Annotated in this window: 18 protein-coding genes; 11 read left to right on the forward strand and 7 right to left on the reverse strand. The window is 68.2% G+C overall.

The window, feature by feature from the left end:
- Positions 1 to 20: 20 nt before the first annotated feature.
- Entirely contained in the window at positions 21 to 938 is a 918-nt protein-coding gene (locus BGO82_RS04670; RefSeq protein ID WP_291304387.1) for a DMT family transporter, read from the forward strand.
- Between the two features lie 4 nt (positions 939 to 942).
- Here the strand turns inward: BGO82_RS04670 and BGO82_RS04675 are convergent, their stop codons facing one another.
- Both BGO82_RS04675 and BGO82_RS04680 read right to left on the reverse strand, forming a co-directional pair.
- Positions 943 to 1,236 (reverse strand): CcdB family protein, encoded by a 294-nt coding sequence (locus BGO82_RS04675; RefSeq protein WP_291304388.1) that lies wholly within the window; start codon positions 1,234 to 1,236, stop codon positions 943 to 945.
- Positions 1,236 to 1,421 carry a type II toxin-antitoxin system CcdA family antitoxin gene (locus BGO82_RS04680; protein WP_291304389.1) on the reverse strand — a complete coding sequence of 62 codons (186 nt, stop codon included), beginning with the start codon at positions 1,419 to 1,421 and terminating at the stop codon, positions 1,236 to 1,238. The genes BGO82_RS04675 and BGO82_RS04680 overlap by 1 nt, the downstream gene beginning before the upstream one ends.
- Positions 1,422 to 1,564: 143 nt before the next feature.
- On the opposite strand from BGO82_RS04680, the gene BGO82_RS04685 reads away from it, so the two are divergent.
- Complete coding sequence (locus BGO82_RS04685; RefSeq protein WP_291304390.1) at positions 1,565 to 2,950, forward strand: aminopeptidase P family N-terminal domain-containing protein; 1,386 nt, start codon at positions 1,565 to 1,567, stop codon at positions 2,948 to 2,950.
- On the opposite strand, the gene BGO82_RS04690 is transcribed toward BGO82_RS04685, so the two are convergent.
- The 3 genes from BGO82_RS04690 to BGO82_RS04700 all read right to left on the reverse strand — a co-directional run bounded on the left by BGO82_RS04690 (position 2,874) and on the right by BGO82_RS04700 (position 5,380).
- Positions 2,874 to 4,214, reverse strand: a complete 1,341-nt coding sequence (locus tag BGO82_RS04690; protein WP_291304391.1) for an NAD(P)/FAD-dependent oxidoreductase — start codon at positions 4,212 to 4,214, stop codon at positions 2,874 to 2,876. The genes BGO82_RS04685 and BGO82_RS04690 overlap by 77 nt on opposite strands.
- A 141-nt stretch (positions 4,215 to 4,355) precedes the next feature.
- Positions 4,356 to 4,919 (reverse strand): hypothetical protein, encoded by a 564-nt coding sequence (locus tag BGO82_RS04695; RefSeq protein ID WP_291304392.1) that lies wholly within the window; start codon positions 4,917 to 4,919, stop codon positions 4,356 to 4,358.
- On the reverse strand, positions 4,919 to 5,380 hold the full coding sequence (locus BGO82_RS04700; protein WP_291304393.1) for an Lrp/AsnC ligand binding domain-containing protein: 462 nt from the start codon (positions 5,378 to 5,380) through the stop codon (positions 4,919 to 4,921). The genes BGO82_RS04695 and BGO82_RS04700 overlap by 1 nt, the downstream gene beginning before the upstream one ends.
- Positions 5,381 to 5,494: 114 nt before the next feature.
- On the opposite strand from BGO82_RS04700, the gene putA reads away from it, so the two are divergent.
- Positions 5,495 to 8,995, forward strand: a complete 3,501-nt coding sequence (gene putA, locus BGO82_RS04705; protein ID WP_291304394.1) for a bifunctional proline dehydrogenase/L-glutamate gamma-semialdehyde dehydrogenase PutA — start codon at positions 5,495 to 5,497, stop codon at positions 8,993 to 8,995.
- Between the two features lie 6 nt (positions 8,996 to 9,001).
- Here putA and BGO82_RS04710 read toward each other — a convergent pair whose 3' ends face one another.
- Positions 9,002 to 9,730 carry a GntR family transcriptional regulator gene (locus tag BGO82_RS04710; RefSeq protein WP_291304395.1) on the reverse strand — a complete coding sequence of 243 codons (729 nt, stop codon included), beginning with the start codon at positions 9,728 to 9,730 and terminating at the stop codon, positions 9,002 to 9,004.
- Between the two features lie 184 nt (positions 9,731 to 9,914).
- Here BGO82_RS04710 and BGO82_RS04715 point away from each other — a divergent pair, with 184 nt between their 5' ends.
- From BGO82_RS04715 to BGO82_RS04735, 5 genes are all read left to right on the forward strand, one after another.
- Complete coding sequence (locus tag BGO82_RS04715; protein ID WP_291304396.1) at positions 9,915 to 11,015, forward strand: branched-chain amino acid ABC transporter substrate-binding protein; 1,101 nt, start codon at positions 9,915 to 9,917, stop codon at positions 11,013 to 11,015.
- Between the two features lie 113 nt (positions 11,016 to 11,128).
- A complete protein-coding gene (locus BGO82_RS04720) occupies positions 11,129 to 12,043 on the forward strand; it encodes a branched-chain amino acid ABC transporter permease (protein ID WP_291304397.1) in 915 nt (304 codons plus the stop codon).
- Positions 12,043 to 13,038 carry a branched-chain amino acid ABC transporter permease gene (locus BGO82_RS04725; protein WP_291304398.1) on the forward strand — a complete coding sequence of 332 codons (996 nt, stop codon included), beginning with the start codon at positions 12,043 to 12,045 and terminating at the stop codon, positions 13,036 to 13,038. The genes BGO82_RS04720 and BGO82_RS04725 overlap by 1 nt, the downstream gene beginning before the upstream one ends.
- Complete coding sequence (locus tag BGO82_RS04730; protein ID WP_291304399.1) at positions 13,038 to 13,826, forward strand: ABC transporter ATP-binding protein; 789 nt, start codon at positions 13,038 to 13,040, stop codon at positions 13,824 to 13,826. Before BGO82_RS04725 ends, BGO82_RS04730 begins: the two co-directional genes overlap by 1 nt.
- Before the next feature lie 10 nt (positions 13,827 to 13,836).
- A complete protein-coding gene (locus BGO82_RS04735) occupies positions 13,837 to 14,541 on the forward strand; it encodes an ABC transporter ATP-binding protein (RefSeq protein ID WP_366246923.1) in 705 nt (234 codons plus the stop codon).
- Positions 14,542 to 14,592: 51 nt separating this feature from the next.
- Here the strand turns inward: BGO82_RS04735 and BGO82_RS04740 are convergent, their stop codons facing one another.
- Positions 14,593 to 15,357, reverse strand: coding sequence for an NAD(P)-binding domain-containing protein (locus BGO82_RS04740; RefSeq protein WP_291304401.1), 765 nt, complete (start codon positions 15,355 to 15,357; stop codon positions 14,593 to 14,595).
- Positions 15,358 to 15,390: 33 nt separating this feature from the next.
- On the opposite strand from BGO82_RS04740, the gene BGO82_RS04745 reads away from it, so the two are divergent.
- Genes BGO82_RS04745 through BGO82_RS04755 form a run of 3 tightly spaced genes read left to right on the forward strand, consistent with a single transcriptional unit; the run spans position 15,391 to position 18,560 of the window.
- Positions 15,391 to 16,299, forward strand: a complete 909-nt coding sequence (locus BGO82_RS04745) for a dihydrodipicolinate synthase family protein (protein ID WP_291304402.1) — start codon at positions 15,391 to 15,393, stop codon at positions 16,297 to 16,299.
- A gap of 8 nt (positions 16,300 to 16,307) precedes the next feature.
- Complete coding sequence (locus BGO82_RS04750; protein ID WP_291304403.1) at positions 16,308 to 17,546, forward strand: FAD-binding oxidoreductase; 1,239 nt, start codon at positions 16,308 to 16,310, stop codon at positions 17,544 to 17,546.
- Between the two features lie 12 nt (positions 17,547 to 17,558).
- Entirely contained in the window at positions 17,559 to 18,560 is a 1,002-nt protein-coding gene (locus BGO82_RS04755) for a 4-hydroxyproline epimerase (protein ID WP_291304404.1), read from the forward strand.
- Positions 18,561 to 18,661: the final 101 nt, after the last annotated feature.

Here is an 18,661-nt window from a genome sequence, read left to right on the forward strand (position 1 = left end):
CCTGCCGCCCGGTGTCCGCCATGCCCGCAGCCGTCCGCCCCCGGGAAGACCGCCGCCTGCTCGGCATCGGCCTCGTGCTGGCCGGCTATTTCTGCTTCACCATCATCGACAGCTGCGCCAAGTACATGGCGCAGCACGGCCTGCCGCCGCTGGAAGTTGCGTTCGTGCGCTATGCCGCGCAATTGCTGATCGTGATGGCCATCTTCCTGCCGCAGCGCGGCGCGGATCTGGTGCGCAGCCGCGCCTATCCCGACGAAATCGTCCGCGGCCTCTGCCTGATGGGTTCGACCATCGCCAATTTCTTCGCGCTGACCTGGCTGCCGCTGACCACCACCTCGTCGATCATGTTCACGCAGCCGCTGATCCTGTGCGCGCTGTCCATCCCGTTCCTCGGCGAGACCGTGGGCTGGCGCCGCTGGACGGCAATCCTGGTCGGCTTCGCCGGCGTGCTGGTGATCGTCCATCCCGGCACCGCCTCGTTCCATCCGGCGGCGCTGCTGTCGCTGCTGTCGTCGTTCTTCGGCGCGTCCTACATGCTGATGACGCGCAAGCTCGCCGGCGTCGACACCACCACCACGCAGCAATTCTATGCCGGCCTCGTCGCGACCATCTGCATCGGCCCGTTCGCGCTGGGCGGCTGGACCTGGCCACAGAGCCCCGACGTGTGGCTCGCCTTCTGCCTGATCGGCGTCGCCGCGCTCACCGGCCACCAGTTCCTGACCCAGGCGCACCGCTTCGCCCCTGCCTCGGTGCTGGCGCCGTTCGGCTATGTGCAGATCATCTTCATGACCGCATCGAGCGCGCTGGTGTTTGGCCAACTGCCCGAGCCCTCGCTCTACTTCGGCGCCCCCATCGTCATCGCCTCCGGCCTCTACCTCTGGCTGCGCGAGCGGCAACTGGCCAAGACCGTCGTCACCGAAGTGCTGGCCGGCGACTGACCCGTCAGAAGCCGAGGAAGATCATATCGAGCGCGGCGCGGATCGTATCATGCAGATGATCGAGCGAGCCGATGGCCGGCCCCAATTGTGAGATCGGCATGGCGGCCATCAGATGCGTGACCAGCACGTAGTCGCGCCCGCCGACGTCCAGGACCGGATGCAGGCGAGACATGGCCCGCGGGACCGTACCCTCTTCAAAAAGCGGAATGACCAGTCTCGTTCCGACGCGGGGAATAATGTTGGACTGAACGTCAAGCACGAGCGCATTGTCCACGCGGTGCAGGTCGTATCGTCCCATCAGAACATGCGGTATTTGGCTAGCGGAAGACCATGCTTTTCGACCCAGGCTTCCCAGGCCTTGGCCAATTCGGCGTTCTCCTCCTGCCAGCGGCGCATCTCCTCGGGCGTGAGCGGGGGCAGCGCCGTCCGCTGCGGGCGTCCGTCGGCGCTATCGTCGGTATGACGTCTTGGTTTGGCAGGCATGCTGAAGAATAGCCCATGCCTCGATATTCGGCAAATGGAGCAGCTCCGCTGGGCGCATCGAGCTGTTCTTGTGATCCGTCCCCCGTTGCGCTGTGGGCGATATCCGACCTACTAAGGATCAGGCGGGTGTGTTGGGAGGCTATATGGCAGTTCAACTGATCGACGCGACGCTGCCCGATTTCGGGGTGCCGGCGACGCGTCCGGATTTGCCGCGCGCGACCTATCTGTCGCGCCTGGATGCTCTCAACAAGGCGCGCCGCGCCGCTGGCATCGACTCGCTGCTGATCTATGCCGACCGCGAGCACGCGGCCAACCTGGCCTGGCTTACCGGCTTCGATCCGCGCTTCGAGGAGGCGCTGCTGATCCTCGCGCCGGGGCAGACGCCGACCCTGCTGGCCGGCCCCGAAAATCTCGGCCGCGCCCAGAAGGCCAGCATCGAGGTCGAGGCGCGCCTCTATCCGCCTTTCGGCCTCATGGGCCAGGACCGCAGCCAGACGCCCGAGCTCGAAGAGGTGCTGACCAGCGCCGGCGTGGCGCGCAACCAGCGCGTCGGCGTCATTGGCTGGAAATATTTCGGCCCCAGTGAATCGCCGCGGCCCGACGCCTGGTTCGAGACTCCGGCCTTCATCATCGACACGCTGCGCCACATTGTCGGGCCCGAGGGCAGGGCGGTGAACGCCAACGCCCTGCTGATGGATGCGAGCACCGGCCTGCGCGCCGTCAACGAGATCGAGCAGATCGCCCAGTTCGAGTTCGGTGCCGTTGCCGCATCGGAAGCGCTGAAGGCGCTGTTCCGCGCCGCCCGGCCGGGCATGTCGGAATTTGCCGCGGTGCAGAGCATGGGGCTCGGCGTCCTGCCGCACTCGTGCCACACCATGCTCTCCACCGGCGGCCGCCTCTCCGGGCTCGAAAGCCCGTCCGGCAAGATCATCGAGCGCGGCGATCCGATCACCACCGCCGTCGGCTATCCCGGCGGCCTGTCGAGCCGCGTGGTGTGGATGGTCGCCGACAGCTCCGAATTGCCCGCCGGCGCCGAGGACTGGCTGGAGCGGCTGGCGATGCCGTATTTCGCCTGCGCCGCCGAATGGTACGCCACCCTCGGCATCGGCGTCACCGGCGGCACGCTCGACGCCATCGCCCGCAAGCATCTGGGCGCGCCCTTCTTCAACCTCATCCTCAATCCCGGCCATCTGATCCACCTCGACGAGTGGATGAACACGCCGGTCTATCCCAATTCGCGCGAGGCGCTGCGGTCGGGCCAGGCCATACAGTGCGACATCATTCCGGCCGTCGGCCCGCCCTACCACTCCGCCAACATCGAGGACGGCGTTGCGCTGCTCGACCAGCGCGGCCGCGACGAGCTGCGCGACAAATACCCGGACGTGGCGGCGCGGGCCGAGGCGCGTCGCGCCTTCATGGGCGACGTGCTGGGGATCAGGCTGAAGCCGGAAATCATGCCGCTTTCGAATCTGGCCGCGGCATATCCGCCTTTCCTGCTGCGCCCGGACCGGCTTCTGGCGCTGCGCTGATCTCGCCGCCGCGCGGCTCGGTGATGAGCCGCGCGCTGCGGTAGCCGGTGAGGTAGATCCACAGCCAGTTGAGCGCGATGAAGATGCGGTTCTTCATCCCGATCAGGAAATAGATGTGGGCCAGCCCCCATACCCACCAGCCGACCCAGCCGGTAAGCTGCAACCAGCCGAAATCGATCAGCGCCCGGCTCCGGCCGATCGTCGCGATGTCGCCCAGATGGTGATAGTGGAACGGCATTTCCGCCATGTCGCCGCGCAGCCGCGCCTTGATCACCTGCGCCGCGTGCCGGCCGCCCTGCTTGGCGGCGTCGCCGATGCCCGGCACCGGCTTGCCGCTGCCGTTGACGATTGTCACCGTGTCGCCGATGGCGAAGATGTGCGGCAGCCCGGGAACGCTGAGGTCGGGCCGCACCTTGATGCGCCCGGCGCGGTCCGCCTCGGCGCCCAACCATCTCGCCGCCGGCGAGGCGAGTACGCCGGCCGCCCAGATGATGGTGCCCGCCTTGAGGGTCCTGCCGCCATAGTCGACGCTGTCGGGGCGCACCGCCGTCACCGCCTGGCCGAGCTCGACCTCGACGCCGAGCTCGCGCAGTGCCTTTTCCGCATACGCCGACATCTCCGGCTTGAAGTTGGCGAGCACCCGCGGTCCCGCCTCGATCAGCACCACCCGCGCCTCTTCCGGCTGGATGCTGCGGAAATCCTGCTTGAGCGTGATGCGCGCCAGCTCGATGATGGCGCCGGCCAGTTCCACCCCGGTGGCCCCGCCGCCGATGATGGCGAAGGTCAGGAGCGCCCGGCGCGTCTCGGGATCGGTCTCGATTTCCGCTTTCTCGAATGCCAGCAGCAGCCGCCGCCGCATCGCCGTGGCATCCTCCAGCGTCTTGAGTCCGGGGGCGTAGGGCTCCCAGTCGTCATGGCCGAAATAGGCATGCTGCGCCCCGGTGCCGAGGATCAGATAGTCGAACGGCACCTGCGTCCCGTTCCTGAGACGAACGACGTTCGCCTCGCGATCGATCCCGACCACCTCGCCCAGCAGCGTCGTCACTTCTTGCCGCTTGTGCACGAGCTGCCGGATCGGCCAGGCGATCTCGGCAGGCGCCAGCGACGTGGTCGCGACCTGATAGAGCAGGGGCTGGAACAGATGATGGTTACGCCGGTCGATCAGGGTGATGTCGGCGTCGACGCCCTTGAGTTCCTTGATCGCTGCGAGGCCGCCGAAGCCGCCGCCCACCACCACGATCCTGGGCCGATGTGCTGTGTTCATGTCGCTCACCTCGTTCGTCCCGTGTTCGACATAGGCCGTGCGTCAGACTGTCGCAAGGTCGCGAGCGATGCTGCTCGGCAAGGCGGCCATGCGTTGTGGGCAGGCCCGGCGCACGCGGGCATGCGGTCCTTTCATCCAAGCTCAGGGCCGCTCCATCGGTTCCCCGTCGATCACCACCGCGGCGTTATCGATCACGGTGGGCACCGCGTCTGCGAACGCCGCGGGCCGGAAGCGGCGCAGCGATTCGATGAGCCCGATCACCCGCGCCCGCGAGTCCCAGAAATCGACGTCCTCGTCCGCCGTCACCGCTCTCGTCGGATTGAGGCAGCCGATGCTCGCCACGTAGAGCTTGGGCGCCGGCAGGTACACCGGATGGATCAGGATGCCGGTGCGCCTGCCGGTGTCGAGCACGCGGATCGCCGGCATCGGCGGCTCGGCGACGACGCTGTCGCTCCGCGAATAGCCGGCGCTGACGAAGGTGCGGTAGTGCGTCGTCAGCCGGTATCGTCCTGCCTCGATCCGCCGCCCATTGTCCGGCGCCGAATTGTCGCCCGGCCCCACCGTCTCTACCATGAAGCCGGCAGGGCCTGAGGGCACACCGCCGATATGGACCGCGTAGCGGCCATAGGTGCGCGCGAGGGCCCCGCGCCGATGCAGGCCCAGCCGCTCCACATGCAGTTCCCAGCCCTCGCCCTGGATCGGCATCAGAGCGGCAGCGGCCCGTCGTTCTTGACCTCTTCCATCACCGCGTAGGTCCGCGTCTCGCGCACCCCGGGGAAGGCCAGCAGCGTCTCGCCGAGGAAGCGCCGATACGCGGCCATGTCGGCGTGCCGCGCCTTGATCAGATAGTCGAAGCCGCCGGCCACCATATGGCATTCGAGCACCTCCGGCGCCCGCCGCACCGCCTCGGCGAAGCGCTCGAAGGCGTCGGGCGTGGTCTTGTCGAGCGACACCTCGACGAAGGTGAGCAGCCCGAGGCCAAGCGCGTGCGGATCGAGCCGCGCCCCGAAGCCGGCGATGTAGCCCTGCCGCTGCAGTCGCCGGAAACGGTCGCTCATCGAGGTCGGCGGCAGGCCCACCCGCTGCGCCAGCTCGGCATTGGTGATGCGGCCGTCGCGCTGCAGCTCCGCGAGGATGCGGCGGTCTGTCTGGTCGATATCTGTCATATCTGCATCAAAAAAAGCATATCTCCGTGGAATGTACGGCAATCAAGCAAAGATCGCAATGGAGCTACGGGAAATCGCCGCTAAGCTGGGGGCCGGAGTGGGAGACGAGATGCGTTGGTAAGCCCGGTCGAAACGACGGAGCAGAACGGCGTTGCGCCGTTTTTGGATTTCGCTGGTCCACCGCGTCCGCAAACCCCTCTCCGCCAGGCGATCCGTGCCGCCATCCGCCGCCCCGAGCCGGATTGCGTGCCGCCGCTGATCGCGCAGGCCTCGGTCGATCCGGCCACCGCCGCGCGGATCAAGCGCCTCGCCGCCGATCTGGTGCGCAAGCTGCGCGCCTCCGGCCCCAGCCAGGGCATCGCCGGCATGATCCAGGAATATTCGCTGTCGAGCGAAGAAGGCGTGGCACTGATGTGCCTCGCCGAGGCGCTGCTGCGCATCCCCGACGACGCCACTCGCGACGCGCTAATCCGCGACAAGGTCTCGCGCGGCGACTGGCGCGCGCATCTGGGGCCCGAGCGCACGCTGTTCGTCAACGCCGCCACCTGGGGCCTGATGGTCACCGGCAAGATTACCGCCGCCATCCCGGAGGAGGGACTGGCGCGGGCGCTGGGCCGGCTCATCGCGCGCGGCGGCGAGCCGATCGTGCGCACCGGCGTCGATCTCGCCATGCGCATGATGGGCGAGACCTTCGTCTCCGGCCAGACCATCGAGGAAGCGCTGCGCAACAGCCGCCGCCTCGAGCGCAAGGGCTTCCTCTATTCCTACGACATGCTCGGCGAGGCGGCGACCACCGCTGAGGATGCCGCGCACTACCTCAAGGCCTACGAGGATGCGATCGACGCCATCGGCGCCGCCTCGGCCGGCCGTGGCCCCATCGCCGGGCCGGGCATCTCCATCAAGCTGAGCGCGCTGCATCCGCGCTACCGCCGCAGCCAGCTCGACCGCGTCATGGCCGAATTGCTGCCGCGCCTCAAGGCGTTGGCGGCGCGCGCCAAACGCTACAATATCGGCCTCAACATCGACGCCGAGGAGGCCGACCGCCTCGACATCTCGCTCGACCTGCTCGAGGCGCTGTGTTTCGACCCCGAGCTCAAGGGCTGGGACGGCATCGGCTTCGTGGTGCAGGCCTACGGCAAGCGCTGCACCTTCGTCATCGACTGGCTGATCGACCTGGCGCACCGCAGCGGCCACCGCCTGATGGTGCGGCTCGTCAAGGGCGCCTACTGGGACAGCGAGATCAAGCAGGCGCAGCTCGACGGCCTCGGCGGCTATCCTGTGTTCACCCGCAAGGTCTATTCCGACGTCTCCTATCTCGCCTCGGCGAAGAAGCTGCTCGCCGCCCGCGACGCGGTCTTCCCGCAATTCGCCACCCACAACGCCCAGTCCGTCGCCTCGATCTACGAGCTGGCTGGAGCATCGTTCCAGCAGGGCAACTACGAGTTCCAGTGCCTGCACGGCATGGGCGAGCCGCTCTACGGCAACGTCGTCGGCCCGGACAATCTCGACCGCCCCTGCCGCATCTATGCGCCGGTCGGCACGCACGGCACGCTGCTCGCCTATCTGGTGCGCCGCCTGCTCGAAAACGGCGCCAACAGCTCCTTCGTCAACCGCATCGGCGACGACTCGGTGCCGGTGGACGAACTGGTCGCCGATCCGGCGGCGGTGGCCTCCGCCATCGTTCCCGCCGGCGCTCCGCATCCGCAGATCCCGCTGCCCGCCAGCATCCTCGGCGCCCGGCAGAATTCCGCCGGCCTCGACCTCGCCGACGATCTCGTGCTGGAGCACCTGACCACGCAGTTGCAGGCCGCCGCCGGCACCTGGACTGCGAACCCCATCCTCGTCGATGGACCGGCCGGCGGCACGCCGGTCACCCTCCGCAATCCGGCCGACCCCGCCGATATCGTCGGCACCGCGATGTTCGCGCCGCCCGCGCTGGTGGACCGCGCCTTCGCCGCGGTTACGCCGGGCTGGGCGCCGCTGGCCGACCGCACCCGCATCCTGCGCGATGCCGCCGACCGCCTGCAGGCGCAATTGCCGCAATTTCTCGGCCTGATGATGCGCGAGGCCGGCAAGTCGGCCGCCAACGGCATCGCCGAAGTGCGCGAGGCCGTCGATTTCCTGCGCTACTACGCCGACCAGGCCGAGGCCCTGGGCCCCGATGCGGCGCCGCTCGGCACCGTGGTCTGCATCAGCCCGTGGAACTTCCCGCTGTCGATCTTTACCGGCCAGGCCGCCGCGGCGCTTGCCGCCGGCAACGCCGTGCTCGCCAAGCCGGCCGAGGAGACGCCGCTCACCGCCGCCGCCATGGTCGCTATCCTGCACCAGGCCGGCGTGCCGCGCGCGGCGCTGCAGTTTCTGCCGGGCGCGGGCGATGTCGGCGCCGCGCTCTGTGGCCACGCCAAGGTCGCCGGTGTCGTCTTCACCGGCTCCAACGAAGTGGCGCGGCTGATCCAGAAGCAGCTCGCGCCGCGCGGCCCCATCCCGCTGATCGCCGAGACCGGCGGCATCAACGCCATGATCGTCGACAGCTCGGCGCTCACCGAGCAGGTGGTCAACGACGTGCTGTCCTCGGCCTTCGACAGCGCCGGCCAGCGCTGCTCGGCGCTGCGCCTGCTCTGCCTGCAGGACGACGTCGCCGACCGCACCCTGGCGATGCTGAAGGGCGCCATGCAGGAGCTGCGCATCGGCGATCCCGCCGTGCTCGCGACCGATATCGGCCCGGTGATCACCGCCGAGGCGGCCGGCCGCATCACCGCGCACATCGACGCCATGCGCGCCGCCGGCCACCGCGTCACGCAGACGCCGTTGCCCGGCGGTGCCGGCACCTTCGTGCCGCCGACGCTGATCGAGCTCGATCGCATCGACCAGCTCGACCGCGAAGTGTTCGGCCCGGTGCTGCACGTGGTGCGCTACCGCCGCCGCGACCTCGACGGCGTCGTCGATGCCGTCAACCGCCTCGGCTTCGGCCTCACCTTCGGCCTGCACACCCGGCTCGACGACACCATCGACCACGTCACCGCGCGCATCGCCGCCGGCAATATCTACGTCAACCGCAACATCATCGGCGCCGTCGTCGGCGTGCAGCCCTTCGGCGGGCAGGGGATGTCGGGCACCGGCCCCAAGGCCGGCGGTCCGCTCTACGTGCGGCGGCTGGTGCGGCAGCGCCCCGCCGACAACGATCTGGCCGAGCTGCTGCCGGGGCCGGTGGGCGAATCCAACCTCTACCGCACCGCGCCACGTGGCCAAATCCTGCTGCTGCCGCAGACGCGCGAGGGACTGAGCCGCATGCTCGACGCGGTGATCGCCACGCGCAATAGTCCCGTGGTCGACGGCACCGTGGTCGGCGCCGCCGTGGTGCGAGAGTTGGCGCCGGCGGCGCGGCTGGCGGCGACGCCTGCCACCGAAGCCGGCATCGACGGCGTGCTGGTCGAAGGCGATGCGGCGCGCGTTGCCGATATTGCTGTGCAGGTGGCGGCGCGTCCCGGCAAGATCGTGCCGGTGCAGTCGGCGGCCGACGTCAACCGCGACATGCTGGTGCACGAGGTATCGGTCAGCATCAACACCGCCGCGGCCGGCGGCAATGCCAGCCTGATGGCGCTGGGAGAAAGCTGAGTGGAGCTATTTGCGCGATCGGCGGACGGGAGCAATTTTGTCGCCGAGGCGCATCGTCGCCGTGACGTCGCGGGCGATGTAGCTCTGGATCTGCTTGACGATCTGCGCCGCGTGCTGGGTCGCCAACTCGTCGCAGCGCTCGGCGTCGCCCTTGTCGATGGCGACGATCATCGCCTCGTGCTCGTCGACATATTTGCGCGGCAGATGGTCGTCGAACGAGGCGTAATAATAGAGCCTGAGCAGCCGCCGTCCCTCGTCCAGCAGCCGCGTGAACCAGCGGGTGAAATAGGCGTTGCCGCCGGCCTCGGCGATGGCGAGGTGGAACTCGCGGTTGGTCGAGATCATCCCCACCGCGTCGCTGCGCTCCACCGCCTCGACGTAATCCGCCTGCGCCGCGCGGATCACCTCGATCTGCGCCGGCGTCCGCCGCAGCGCCGCCGCCCGGGTGGTAACGCGATACATCAGCGTCAGCGCCTCGAAATACACCGGCAGCTTCTCGAAATCGATCGGCGCCACCACGGTGCTGCGGTTGGGCAGGGCGGTCACCAGCCCGTCGGCCATCAGCCGCACCAGCGCCTCGCGGATCGGCGTGCGCGACATCGCGAACTGCTTGCTCAGCCGCACCTCGTCGAGCGGGCTGCCCGGCGGCAGCTCCAGATTGACGATCGCCGACTGCAGCCGCTCATACACCGTCTGCACCCCGGCGCCGCGCACCGGCCGGGTCGTGCCTGTCATGGTCGATGCCCGATTGGCCATCGGTTCCACACTCCATTTCCCCTTCGATTGACACGAAATCCGTCTGCGTGCAATCTGTCGACAAGATGCATGCAGAAGCATCGGCAGTCGCCCGTATCGTGTCGGTCGTTAAGAGCCGTTTTCGGGCGGCGCACGTGAACACACTGCAACAGGGAGACCATCTATGAAACTGACCATGACCTCGGCACTCGCCGGCCTGACGCTGGCTCTGGCGCTCAGCACCGCAACCTTTGCTGCCGACATCAAGATCGGCGTCCTCGTGCCCACCACCGGCGGCCAGGCGAGCTACGGCCAGGACATGGCCAACGCCGTGCAACTCGCCATGGACGAGCTCAACAAGGCCGGCGGCGGCAACACCTATTCGATGGTCGTCGGCGACGATGGCTGCGATCCGCAGCAGGCGGTGAACGCCGCCACCAAGCTCGCCTCCTCCGGCATCGCCGGCGTGGTCGGCGGCTATTGCTCCGGCGCCACCATCCCGACGCTGAAGATCTTCGGCGACGCCAAGCTGCCCTTCATCATCACCGCCGCCAACTCCACCAAGCTGATCCCGGCCAATCCGGGCAACGCCTTCATGATCAACTCGACCGGCAACGACCAGGTCGCCAAGGCCATCGACGTGTGGAAGGCCAAGGGCGTCAAGTCGCTGGCCATCGTCAACGAAGGCGACGCCTACAGCCAGGATCTGGCGACGCTGGCGCAAAAGAGCTTCACCGAAGGCGGCGGCACCGTTGCCGATTTCGAGACGGTCAACCACGGCGAGCAGGACTTTTCATCCGTCGTCACCAAGATCAAGGCGGCCAACCCGGACGCCGTGTTCTGGACGGCCTATGACGACGACGGCGGCCCCTTCATCAAGCAGCTCCGCGAGGGCGGCTACCAGGGCGCGATCTATGTCGGCGACGGCTCGACCTCGACCAATCTGCTCAAGCTCGCGGGCGACGCGTCGGAGGGCGTCTTCGCCTTCTCGAGCCCGACCGCCGAGTTCCTGCCCGACGCCAAGGCCTTTGCCGATGCCTACCAGGCCAAGTTCAACGTCGCGCCCAGCTCCTACGGCCCGCTCACCTATGACGGCATGAAGCTGCTCGCCGACGCCATCAGCAAGGCCGGCGGCACCGACAGCGCCAAGGTCATCGATGCGCTGTCGAAGGAAGACTACAAGGGTCTCGCCGGCGAAATCAGCTTCCGGCCCGACCACACCCTGGCCCGCTCGAACTTCATCGTCATCGAGGCCAAGGGCGGCGCCTGGGCCCTGGCCCAGTAACCCTCCATCGCAAATCGTGTGCGGGGAGGCCTGACAACGACCTGGACCGGCCGCCGGATCAAATGATCCGGTAGCTGGTCCGGGCCTCTCCGCACCGCCAGGGATAGTCGCCAATGACCTTGACCACCATCCTGTTGCAGCAATTGGTGAACGGCCTGGTGCTGGGCTCGTTCTACGCGCTCGTCGCGCTCGGCTACACCATGGTCTTCGGCGTGGTGAAGCTGCTCAATTTCGCCCATGGCGATCTCTACATGGTCGGTGCCTTCATCGGCCTGCTCGCCCTGTCGCTGGTCGCCGGCGCCGTCGGCACGAGCTGGGTCGGCGTCGGGCTCGCCATCCTGCTGTCGATGCTCGCCGTCGGCTTCTTCGGCGTCTTTATCGAACGCATCGCCTACGCGCCGATGCTGAAGGCTCCGCGGCTGTCCATCCTCATTACCGCGCTCGCCGTCTCGCTGGTGCTGCAGAACGGCGTTCTGTCGCTGACCGGCGGCCAGGTCATGCCGTTCAGCCCCAAGCTCGGCTTCGCCGGCATCAATCTGGGCGACATCTTCATCAACTACAAGCAGATCGCGCTCGCCGGCGCCGCCGCGGTGCTGATGCTGGCACTCGAGCTGTTCGTCTCCCGCACGCAGTATGGCCGCGCCATGCGCGCCGTGTCGGTCGACAAGGACATGTCCGAGCTGATGGGCATCGACGTCAACCGCATCATCGCCGTCACCTTCTTCGTCGGCACCGCGCTCGCCGCCGCCGCCGGCACCATGGCCGGGGCCTATTACGGCTCGATCTGGTACTTCATGGGCTTCCTCATCGGCCTCAAGGCCTTCACCGCCGCGGTCATCGGCGGCATCGGCTCGATCCCCGGCGCCATGCTCGGCGGCCTGGTGCTCGGCCTGCTCGAAAGCTTCGGCACGCAGATCCCCGGCATCGGCAGCGCCTGGAAGGACGTGTTCTCGTTCTCGGTGCTGATCCTGGTGCTGGTGTTCAAGCCCACGGGACTTCTCGGCAAATCCGAACAGGAGCGCATGTGATGGCGCTCGAACCCGGCTCACCCGGCCCGCAATCGGTGGTCTCCCGGCCCAGCGCCTGGGGCGGCCTCGGCCTCCTGCTCGACACTCCCGCCAAGCGCGCCGCCGCCATCGTCGTGATCCTCGCCGCCATGGTCGCGGCGCCGCTGCTCGGCCCCTACGCCGTGGTGATCCTCACCAACGCGCTGCTCTACACCATCCTCGCGCTCGGCCTGAACATCGTCGTCGGCTATGCCGGCCTGCTCGATCTCGGCTACGCCGCCTTCTTTGCGGTTGGCGCCTATTCGGTGGGCATCCTCACCACCGTCTTCGGCTGGAATTTCTGGGCCACGATCCCGGTCGCGGTACTCGCCGCCGTCTGCGCCGGCATCATCATCGGCGGCCCGACGCTCAGGCTGCGCTCCGACTACCTCGCCATCGTCACCCTCGGCTTCGGCGAGATCGTGCGCATCGCCGCGCGCAATCTGCAGATCACCGGCGCCGCCAGCGGCATCTCCGGCATCGAACAGCCCTGGCTGTTCGGCTGGCACATCGCCGGCTCCACCGATTTCTACTACGTCTTCCTGCTGCTCGCGGTCATCGGCATCTTCGTCTCCGTGCGCCTCGCGAGATCGCGGCTCGGCCGCGCCTGGCTCTACGTCCGGCACGACGAGGATGCCGCCGAGGCCATGGGCATCGACCGCGTGCGGGTGAAGCTCGCCGCCTACATCATCGGTGCCATCTACGGCGCCATCGGCGGCGCCTTCTTCGCGGTGAACTTCACCGCCATCTCGCCGCAGAGCTTCTCCTTCCAGCAGTCGACGCTGTTCCTGATGGCGGTGATCCTGGGCGGCATGGGCAAGATCCCGGGCGTCATCCTCGGCGCCTTCATCGTCGTGCTCGGCCCCGAGCTGCTGCGCGACCTCGGCAGCTTCCGCTATCTCGTCTTCGCGGTCGGCCTGCTGCTGATCATGCTGTTCCGCCCCAGCGGCATCTGGCCGAGCGGAGCGAAACGCTGATGGCCCTGCTCGACCTCAAGGGCGTGTCCCTCGGCTTTGCCGGCAATCGCGTGCTGCAGGATGTGAGCTTTGCCGTCGACGCGGGCGCCATCGCCAGCCTCATCGGCCCCAATGGCGCCGGCAAGACCTCGCTGTTCAACTCCATCACCGGCTTCTACAAGCCGCAGCGCGGCAGCATCGTGTTCGACGGCGTCGAGACGCGCCGCATGAAGCCGCACCAGGTGACGCGCGCCGGCATCGCCCGCACCTTCCAGAACGTCCGCCTGTTCCGCGAAATGAGCGTGCTCGAAAACGTCATGTCGGGCCAGCATTGCCGCTCGCGGGCGGGGGCCATCGGCGCCGTGCTGCATTTGCCGGCGCAGCAGCGCGAAGAGGCGCACATCCACGACGTCGCCGCCGGCTGCCTGCGCTTCGTCGGCATCGATCCGGCCGAGTGGGAGCGCGACGCCACCACCCTCGCTTACGGCCACCAGCGTCGCGTCGAGATCGCCCGCGCCCTTGCCACCGAGCCCAAGCTGCTGCTGCTCGACGAGCCCGCCGCCGGCCTCACCAAGGGCGAGAAGGCCGAGCTGGTGACGCTGATCGCTCGCATCCGCGACGAGCGCGGCGTGGCGGTGCTGCTTATCGAGCACGACACCGGCCTCGTGATGTCGATCTCCGAGCGCGTCAGCGTGCTCGACCACGGCGTCATGATCGCCGAGGGCACGCCTCGGGAAATCCAGGCCAACCCCCGGGTGATCGAAGCCTATCTGGGCAGCGAAGACGCGGAGGCCGCCCTTGCGCTCTGAAGCTCCGGTCGTGCTGTCCCTCAAGGGCGTCGAAGCGGGCTACGGCCGCATCCGCGCGCTGCACGGCATCGATCTCGAAGTCCGCGCCGGCGAGATCGTGACGCTGCTCGGCGCCAACGGCGCCGGCAAGACCACCACGCTCAAGACCATCTCCGGCCTCGTCCGCGCCACTGCGGGCTCGGTCACCTTCGAGGGCCAGGAACTGGTCGGCAGGAAGGCCAGCGACATTGCCCGCCTCGGCGTCGTGCACGTGCCGGAAGGCCGCCACGTGCTGCGCGGCCTCAGCGTGCGCGAAAACCTCGAGCTCGGCGGCTTCACCGTTGCCGATCCAAAGCTCCGCCGCGAGCGCCTCGAGCACGCCTTCAGCCTGTTCCCCATCCTCCGGGAGCGCCAGCACCAGGACGGCTCGCTGCTGTCGGGCGGCGAGCAGCAGATGCTTGCCATCGGCCGCGCCCTCATGCACGGCCCCAAGGTGCTGCTGCTCGACGAGCCGTCGATGGGCCTCGCCCCCAAGCTGGTGCTCGAAACCTTCCGCATCATCCGCGACCTCAACCAGACCGGCGTCACCATCCTTTTGGTCGAGCAGAACGCCCGCCTCGCCCTCAAGCTCGCCGACTACGGCTACGTCCTCGAAACCGGCGCCGTCCGTATGGCGGGCGACGCCGAGACGCTCGGTGCCAGCACCTCTATCGTGGAGGCGTACCTTGGCGCGTGAGACCCGATGACCCCGATGCCCGCGGCCCCCACATCCACCGGCGCACAAGACTTACCCCAGCGTCTTGTATCCCAGCCCCGTGGTCGCCTGCAGGGCGGCGCCCGGCACGTCGAACCAGCCTTTCTCCAGCAGCTCCGCGCGCACCCGCTCGTTGAGCCCGCCGCGGGTCTGGTGCTCCGCGGCCAGCCCGTCGAACGATTGCGCCGGCGTATGCCTGGCGGTGTCGGCCAGCATGCCGAGCAGCGACACCACATAGCTGCGCGCTTCGGTTTCGCTGAGCCCGGCTCCGGTGCCGACGTCGATCAGCGCCCGCTGCAGCTCGAAATAGCTCGACATGAAGGCGCTGAGCCCGCCGAACTGCAGCCGCCGCTCGTCCGCCGCCACGAACAGGTCGCCCAGCGGCGCCATCAGCCGCACGATCTCGGGCACCGCCGGATAGGTCGCCATCGGCCCGACGCCGCGCGCGATGCCGGGCAGCGGCACGAAGCGGCACGCCGTCGCCTGCGGCCAGCGCGCCTTGATCTCGGCGAGGCCGAAGCCGGCCACCATGCTCGCCACGATCTGGCCCTTGTCGAAGCTTATGCCCGCCATCGCCTCGTCGAGATGCGCCGGGCGCATGCCGAGGAACACGATGTCGGCCCTGGCCACCTCGGCGTTGGAGCCGGCGCGGCTGACGTTCCGGAATTTCGCGGCCAGCGCCAGCGACGTGCTCTCCGAGCGCGGCGAGACCACGATCTCGGGCGCCTCGGGCAGCGACTGCAACCCCTCGATCACGGCCGCCGAAATCGTGCCCGTGCCGATGAATCCGATTTGCATCTCTCACTCCCTGCACACTGAAGGACTTCCGATATGACACTCACCTGGCGCGGCGTCATCCCCGCATTGATGACCGAGATGAAGCAGAATGGCGATCTCGATTTCGAGGCCACCGCCCGGCACATCGACTCCTGCCTGAGCGCCGGCTGCGAAGGCTTCGTCATGCTCGGCACCCTCGGCGAGAATTCCTCGCTGGCGCCCGAGGAGAAGGACGCCGTCGTCGCCGCCGCCGTGAAGGCGGTGAAGGGCCGCGTCCCGGTCGTCGCCGGCGTTGCCGAATACACCACCAGGCTCGCCATCGACGCCGCCAACCGCATGGGCAAGGCCGGCGCCGCCGGCATCATGGCGCTGCCCACCATGGTGTACCAGACCGACGCGCGCGAGAGCATCAACCACTTTCGCACGCTGGCCCGCAACACCGACCTGCCGATCATGATCTACAACAATCACGTGGCCTACAAGGTCGATCTCAAGCCCGAGGATTTCGCCGAGCTCGCCAGCGAGAAGAACATCGTTGCGGTCAAGGAATCGAGCCACGACAGCCGCCGCATCACAGACATGATCAACCGCCTCGGTGATCGCTACGCCATCGTCTCCGGCGTCGACGATCTGTTCCTCGAGAATGCGCTGTTCGGCGCCGTCGGCTGGGTGTCGGGCCTCGCCAATTCGTTCCCGCGCGAAGCCGTGCAGCTCTACAGGCTCGCCAAGGCGGGCAAGCTGGCCGAGGCGGTCGAGCTCTACCGCTGGTTCATGCCGCTGCTGCATCTCGATGTGGCGACCAAGCTGGTGCAGTACATCAAGCTCGCCAACCAGATGACCGGCGAGGGCAGCGAATGGGTGCGCGCGCCGCGCCTCACCCTTGAGGGCGAGGAGCGCCGGAAGATCGCCGCCGTCATCCAGCACACCATCGACACCCGTCCGCAACTGAAGCTGGTGGCCTGAGCACCACCGTGGACGCGGAAATCGTCATTGTCGGCGCCGGCATCGTCGGCCTCGCGAGCGCGTTCAAGCTCGCCGAGGCCGGCCGCGCGGTGCTGCTGGTCGATCGCAAGGGCATGGCCGAGGAAACCAGCCGCGGCAATGCCGGCGCCTTCGCCTTCTCCGACATCATGCCGCTCGCCACCAAGGACGTGCTGCGCAAGCTGCCGAAATGGCTGGGCGACCCGCTGGGGCCGCTCACCGTGCGTCCCGAATATCTGGCGCAGATCACCCCGTGGATGCTGCGCTTCTGGCGCGCCGGCTGGCCCGACCGTGTCGCCGCCGGCGTCAAGGCGCAGGCGGCGCTGATGCGTCTTGCCCGCGCCGAGATGGAGGCGCTCGTCGCCGCCGCCGGCATCGCCAGCCTCGTGCGCTCCGACGGTGTGCTCGAGCTCTACGAGAGCGAGGCCGAGCTCCGCCGCGCCCAGCCCGAGATCGACGCCAAGACCCGCGAGGGCATCGAGATCCGCATCGTCCGCGGCGCCGATCTGGCCGCGCTGCAGCCGGGGCTCGATCCGCGCTTCGTCGCCGCTACCTTCATCCCGAAATGGCAGACCGTCAGCGATCCCTACGAGTTCGCGCTCGCCATCGGCAAGGCCGCTACCGCTCGCGGCGTCGCCTTCCGCCAGGCCGAGGTCAAGGCGCTGCGCCCGCTGGGGCAGGGGGCCGCCCTCGATTTCGCCGATGGCACGTCGCTCACCGCCGGCAAGGTGGTGGTGGCGTGCGGGGCCTGGTCGCGCCGCCTCACCGCGCCGCTCGGCGATCTCATCCCGCTCGACACCGAGCGCGGCTACAACACCACGCTGCCGCCCGGCGCCTTCGACCTTCGCCGCCAGCTCGTCTTTCCCGGCCACGGCTTCGTCGTCACGCCGCTGTCGACCGGCATCCGCGTCGGCGGCGCCGTCGAGTTCGGCGGCCTCGACCTGCCGCCCAACTTCAAGCGCTCCGACGCGATGCTGAAGAAGGCCGCCCTGTTCATGCCCGGCCTCAGGACCGAAGGCGGCCGCCAGTGGATGGGCTCTCGCCCGTCGCTGCCGGATTCGCTGCCGGCCATCGGCCGCTCGCGTCCGTCGCCGCATATCCTCTATGCCTTCGGGCACGGCCATCTCGGCCTCACCCAGTCGGCCGCCACCGGCCGGCTGCTCGCCGATCTCGTGACGGGCGCGGCCCCGTCGCTCGACCTCGCGCCGTTTTCGCCGCAACGCTTCTAGGACCACCTCATCATGGCACGCCACACCTTCTCCTGCATCGATGGCCACACCTGCGGCAACCCCGTGCGTCTGGTCAGCGGCGGCGGGCCGCTGCTCAAGGGCTCCACCATGATGGAGCGGCGCGCCGACTTCCTTGACCATTGGGACTGGATCCGCAAAGGCCTGATGTTCGAGCCGCGCGGCCACGACATGATGAGTGGTTCGATCCTCTATCCCTCGACGCGCGACGATTGCGACATCTCGGTGCTGTTCATCGAAACCTCGGGCTGCCTCTATATGTGCGGCCACGGCACCATCGGCACCGTTACCATGGCCATCGAGAACGGCCTGGTGCAGCCGAAGACGCCCGGCGTCGTCAATCTCGACGTCCCCGCCGGCAAGGTGGTGGCCGAGTATACGATGGACGGCGAGTACGTGGATGAGGTGCGCCTCACCAACGTACCGAGTTTCCTCCATTCGCGCGACCTCGAGATCGACTGCCCCGGCCTCGGCAGGCTCACCGTCGACGTCGCCTATGGCGGCAATTTCTACTGCATCGTCGACCCACAGGAGAACTTTTCCGACCTCGCCGACGTGTCGGTTGGCGATCTGCTGCGCTGGAGTCCCGTTCTGCGCCGGGCGATGAACGAGCGCTACAGCTTCTTTCACCCCGAGAACGACAACATCAAGGGCTGCACCCACATCATGTGGACCGGCCGGCCGCTGCAGCCCGGCTCCACCGCCCGCAACGCCGTGTTCTACGGCGACAAGGCCATCGACCGCTCGCCCTGCGGCACCGGCACCTCCGCCCGCATGGCGCAGTGGTTCGCCCGCGGCAAGCTCAAGGTCGGCGACGCCTTCATCCATGAATCGATCATCGGCTCCATCTTCAAGGGCCGCGTCGAGCAGGCGGTGCGCGTCGGCAACCTCGACGGCATCGTCCCCTCCATCGCCGGCTGGGCTCGCCAGACCGGCATCAACACCATCTTCATCGACGACCGCGACCCCTTCGCCCACGGTTTTTCGCTTGTCTGATCCTGTCGCAAGATTAGCGGTTCCGGCGCCTCCCTCCCCCTTGCGGGGAGGGACCGAGGGTGGGGGCCGCGCGCACCGGATCCTGGGCAATCTGCCCCCAC

It is taken from the genome of Devosia sp. 67-54 (assembly GCF_001899075.1).
Lineage (GTDB): Bacteria > Pseudomonadota > Alphaproteobacteria > Rhizobiales > Devosiaceae > Devosia_A.

Excerpts from the sequence above, each read along its gene's own strand:
- BGO82_RS04670 (WP_291304387.1), top strand. The coding sequence starts at position 21 with ATGCCCGCAGCCGTCCGCCCCCGGGAAGACCGCCGCCTGCTCGGCATC.
- BGO82_RS04675 (WP_291304388.1), bottom strand. The coding sequence starts at position 1,236 with ATGGGACGATACGACCTGCACCGCGTGGACAATGCGCTCGTGCTTGAC.
- BGO82_RS04680 (WP_291304389.1), bottom strand. The coding sequence starts at position 1,421 with ATGCCTGCCAAACCAAGACGTCATACCGACGATAGCGCCGACGGACGC.
- BGO82_RS04685 (WP_291304390.1), top strand. The coding sequence starts at position 1,565 with ATGGCAGTTCAACTGATCGACGCGACGCTGCCCGATTTCGGGGTGCCG.
- BGO82_RS04690 (WP_291304391.1), bottom strand. The coding sequence starts at position 4,214 with ATGAACACAGCACATCGGCCCAGGATCGTGGTGGTGGGCGGCGGCTTC.
- BGO82_RS04695 (WP_291304392.1), bottom strand. The coding sequence starts at position 4,919 with ATGCCGATCCAGGGCGAGGGCTGGGAACTGCATGTGGAGCGGCTGGGC.
- BGO82_RS04700 (WP_291304393.1), bottom strand. The coding sequence starts at position 5,380 with ATGACAGATATCGACCAGACAGACCGCCGCATCCTCGCGGAGCTGCAG.
- BGO82_RS04710 (WP_291304395.1), bottom strand. The coding sequence starts at position 9,730 with ATGACAGGCACGACCCGGCCGGTGCGCGGCGCCGGGGTGCAGACGGTG.
- BGO82_RS04715 (WP_291304396.1), top strand. The coding sequence starts at position 9,915 with ATGAAACTGACCATGACCTCGGCACTCGCCGGCCTGACGCTGGCTCTG.
- BGO82_RS04720 (WP_291304397.1), top strand. The coding sequence starts at position 11,129 with ATGACCTTGACCACCATCCTGTTGCAGCAATTGGTGAACGGCCTGGTG.
- BGO82_RS04725 (WP_291304398.1), top strand. The coding sequence starts at position 12,043 with ATGGCGCTCGAACCCGGCTCACCCGGCCCGCAATCGGTGGTCTCCCGG.
- BGO82_RS04730 (WP_291304399.1), top strand. The coding sequence starts at position 13,038 with ATGGCCCTGCTCGACCTCAAGGGCGTGTCCCTCGGCTTTGCCGGCAAT.
- BGO82_RS04740 (WP_291304401.1), bottom strand. The coding sequence starts at position 15,357 with ATGCAAATCGGATTCATCGGCACGGGCACGATTTCGGCGGCCGTGATC.
- BGO82_RS04745 (WP_291304402.1), top strand. The coding sequence starts at position 15,391 with ATGACACTCACCTGGCGCGGCGTCATCCCCGCATTGATGACCGAGATG.
- BGO82_RS04755 (WP_291304404.1), top strand. The coding sequence starts at position 17,559 with ATGGCACGCCACACCTTCTCCTGCATCGATGGCCACACCTGCGGCAAC.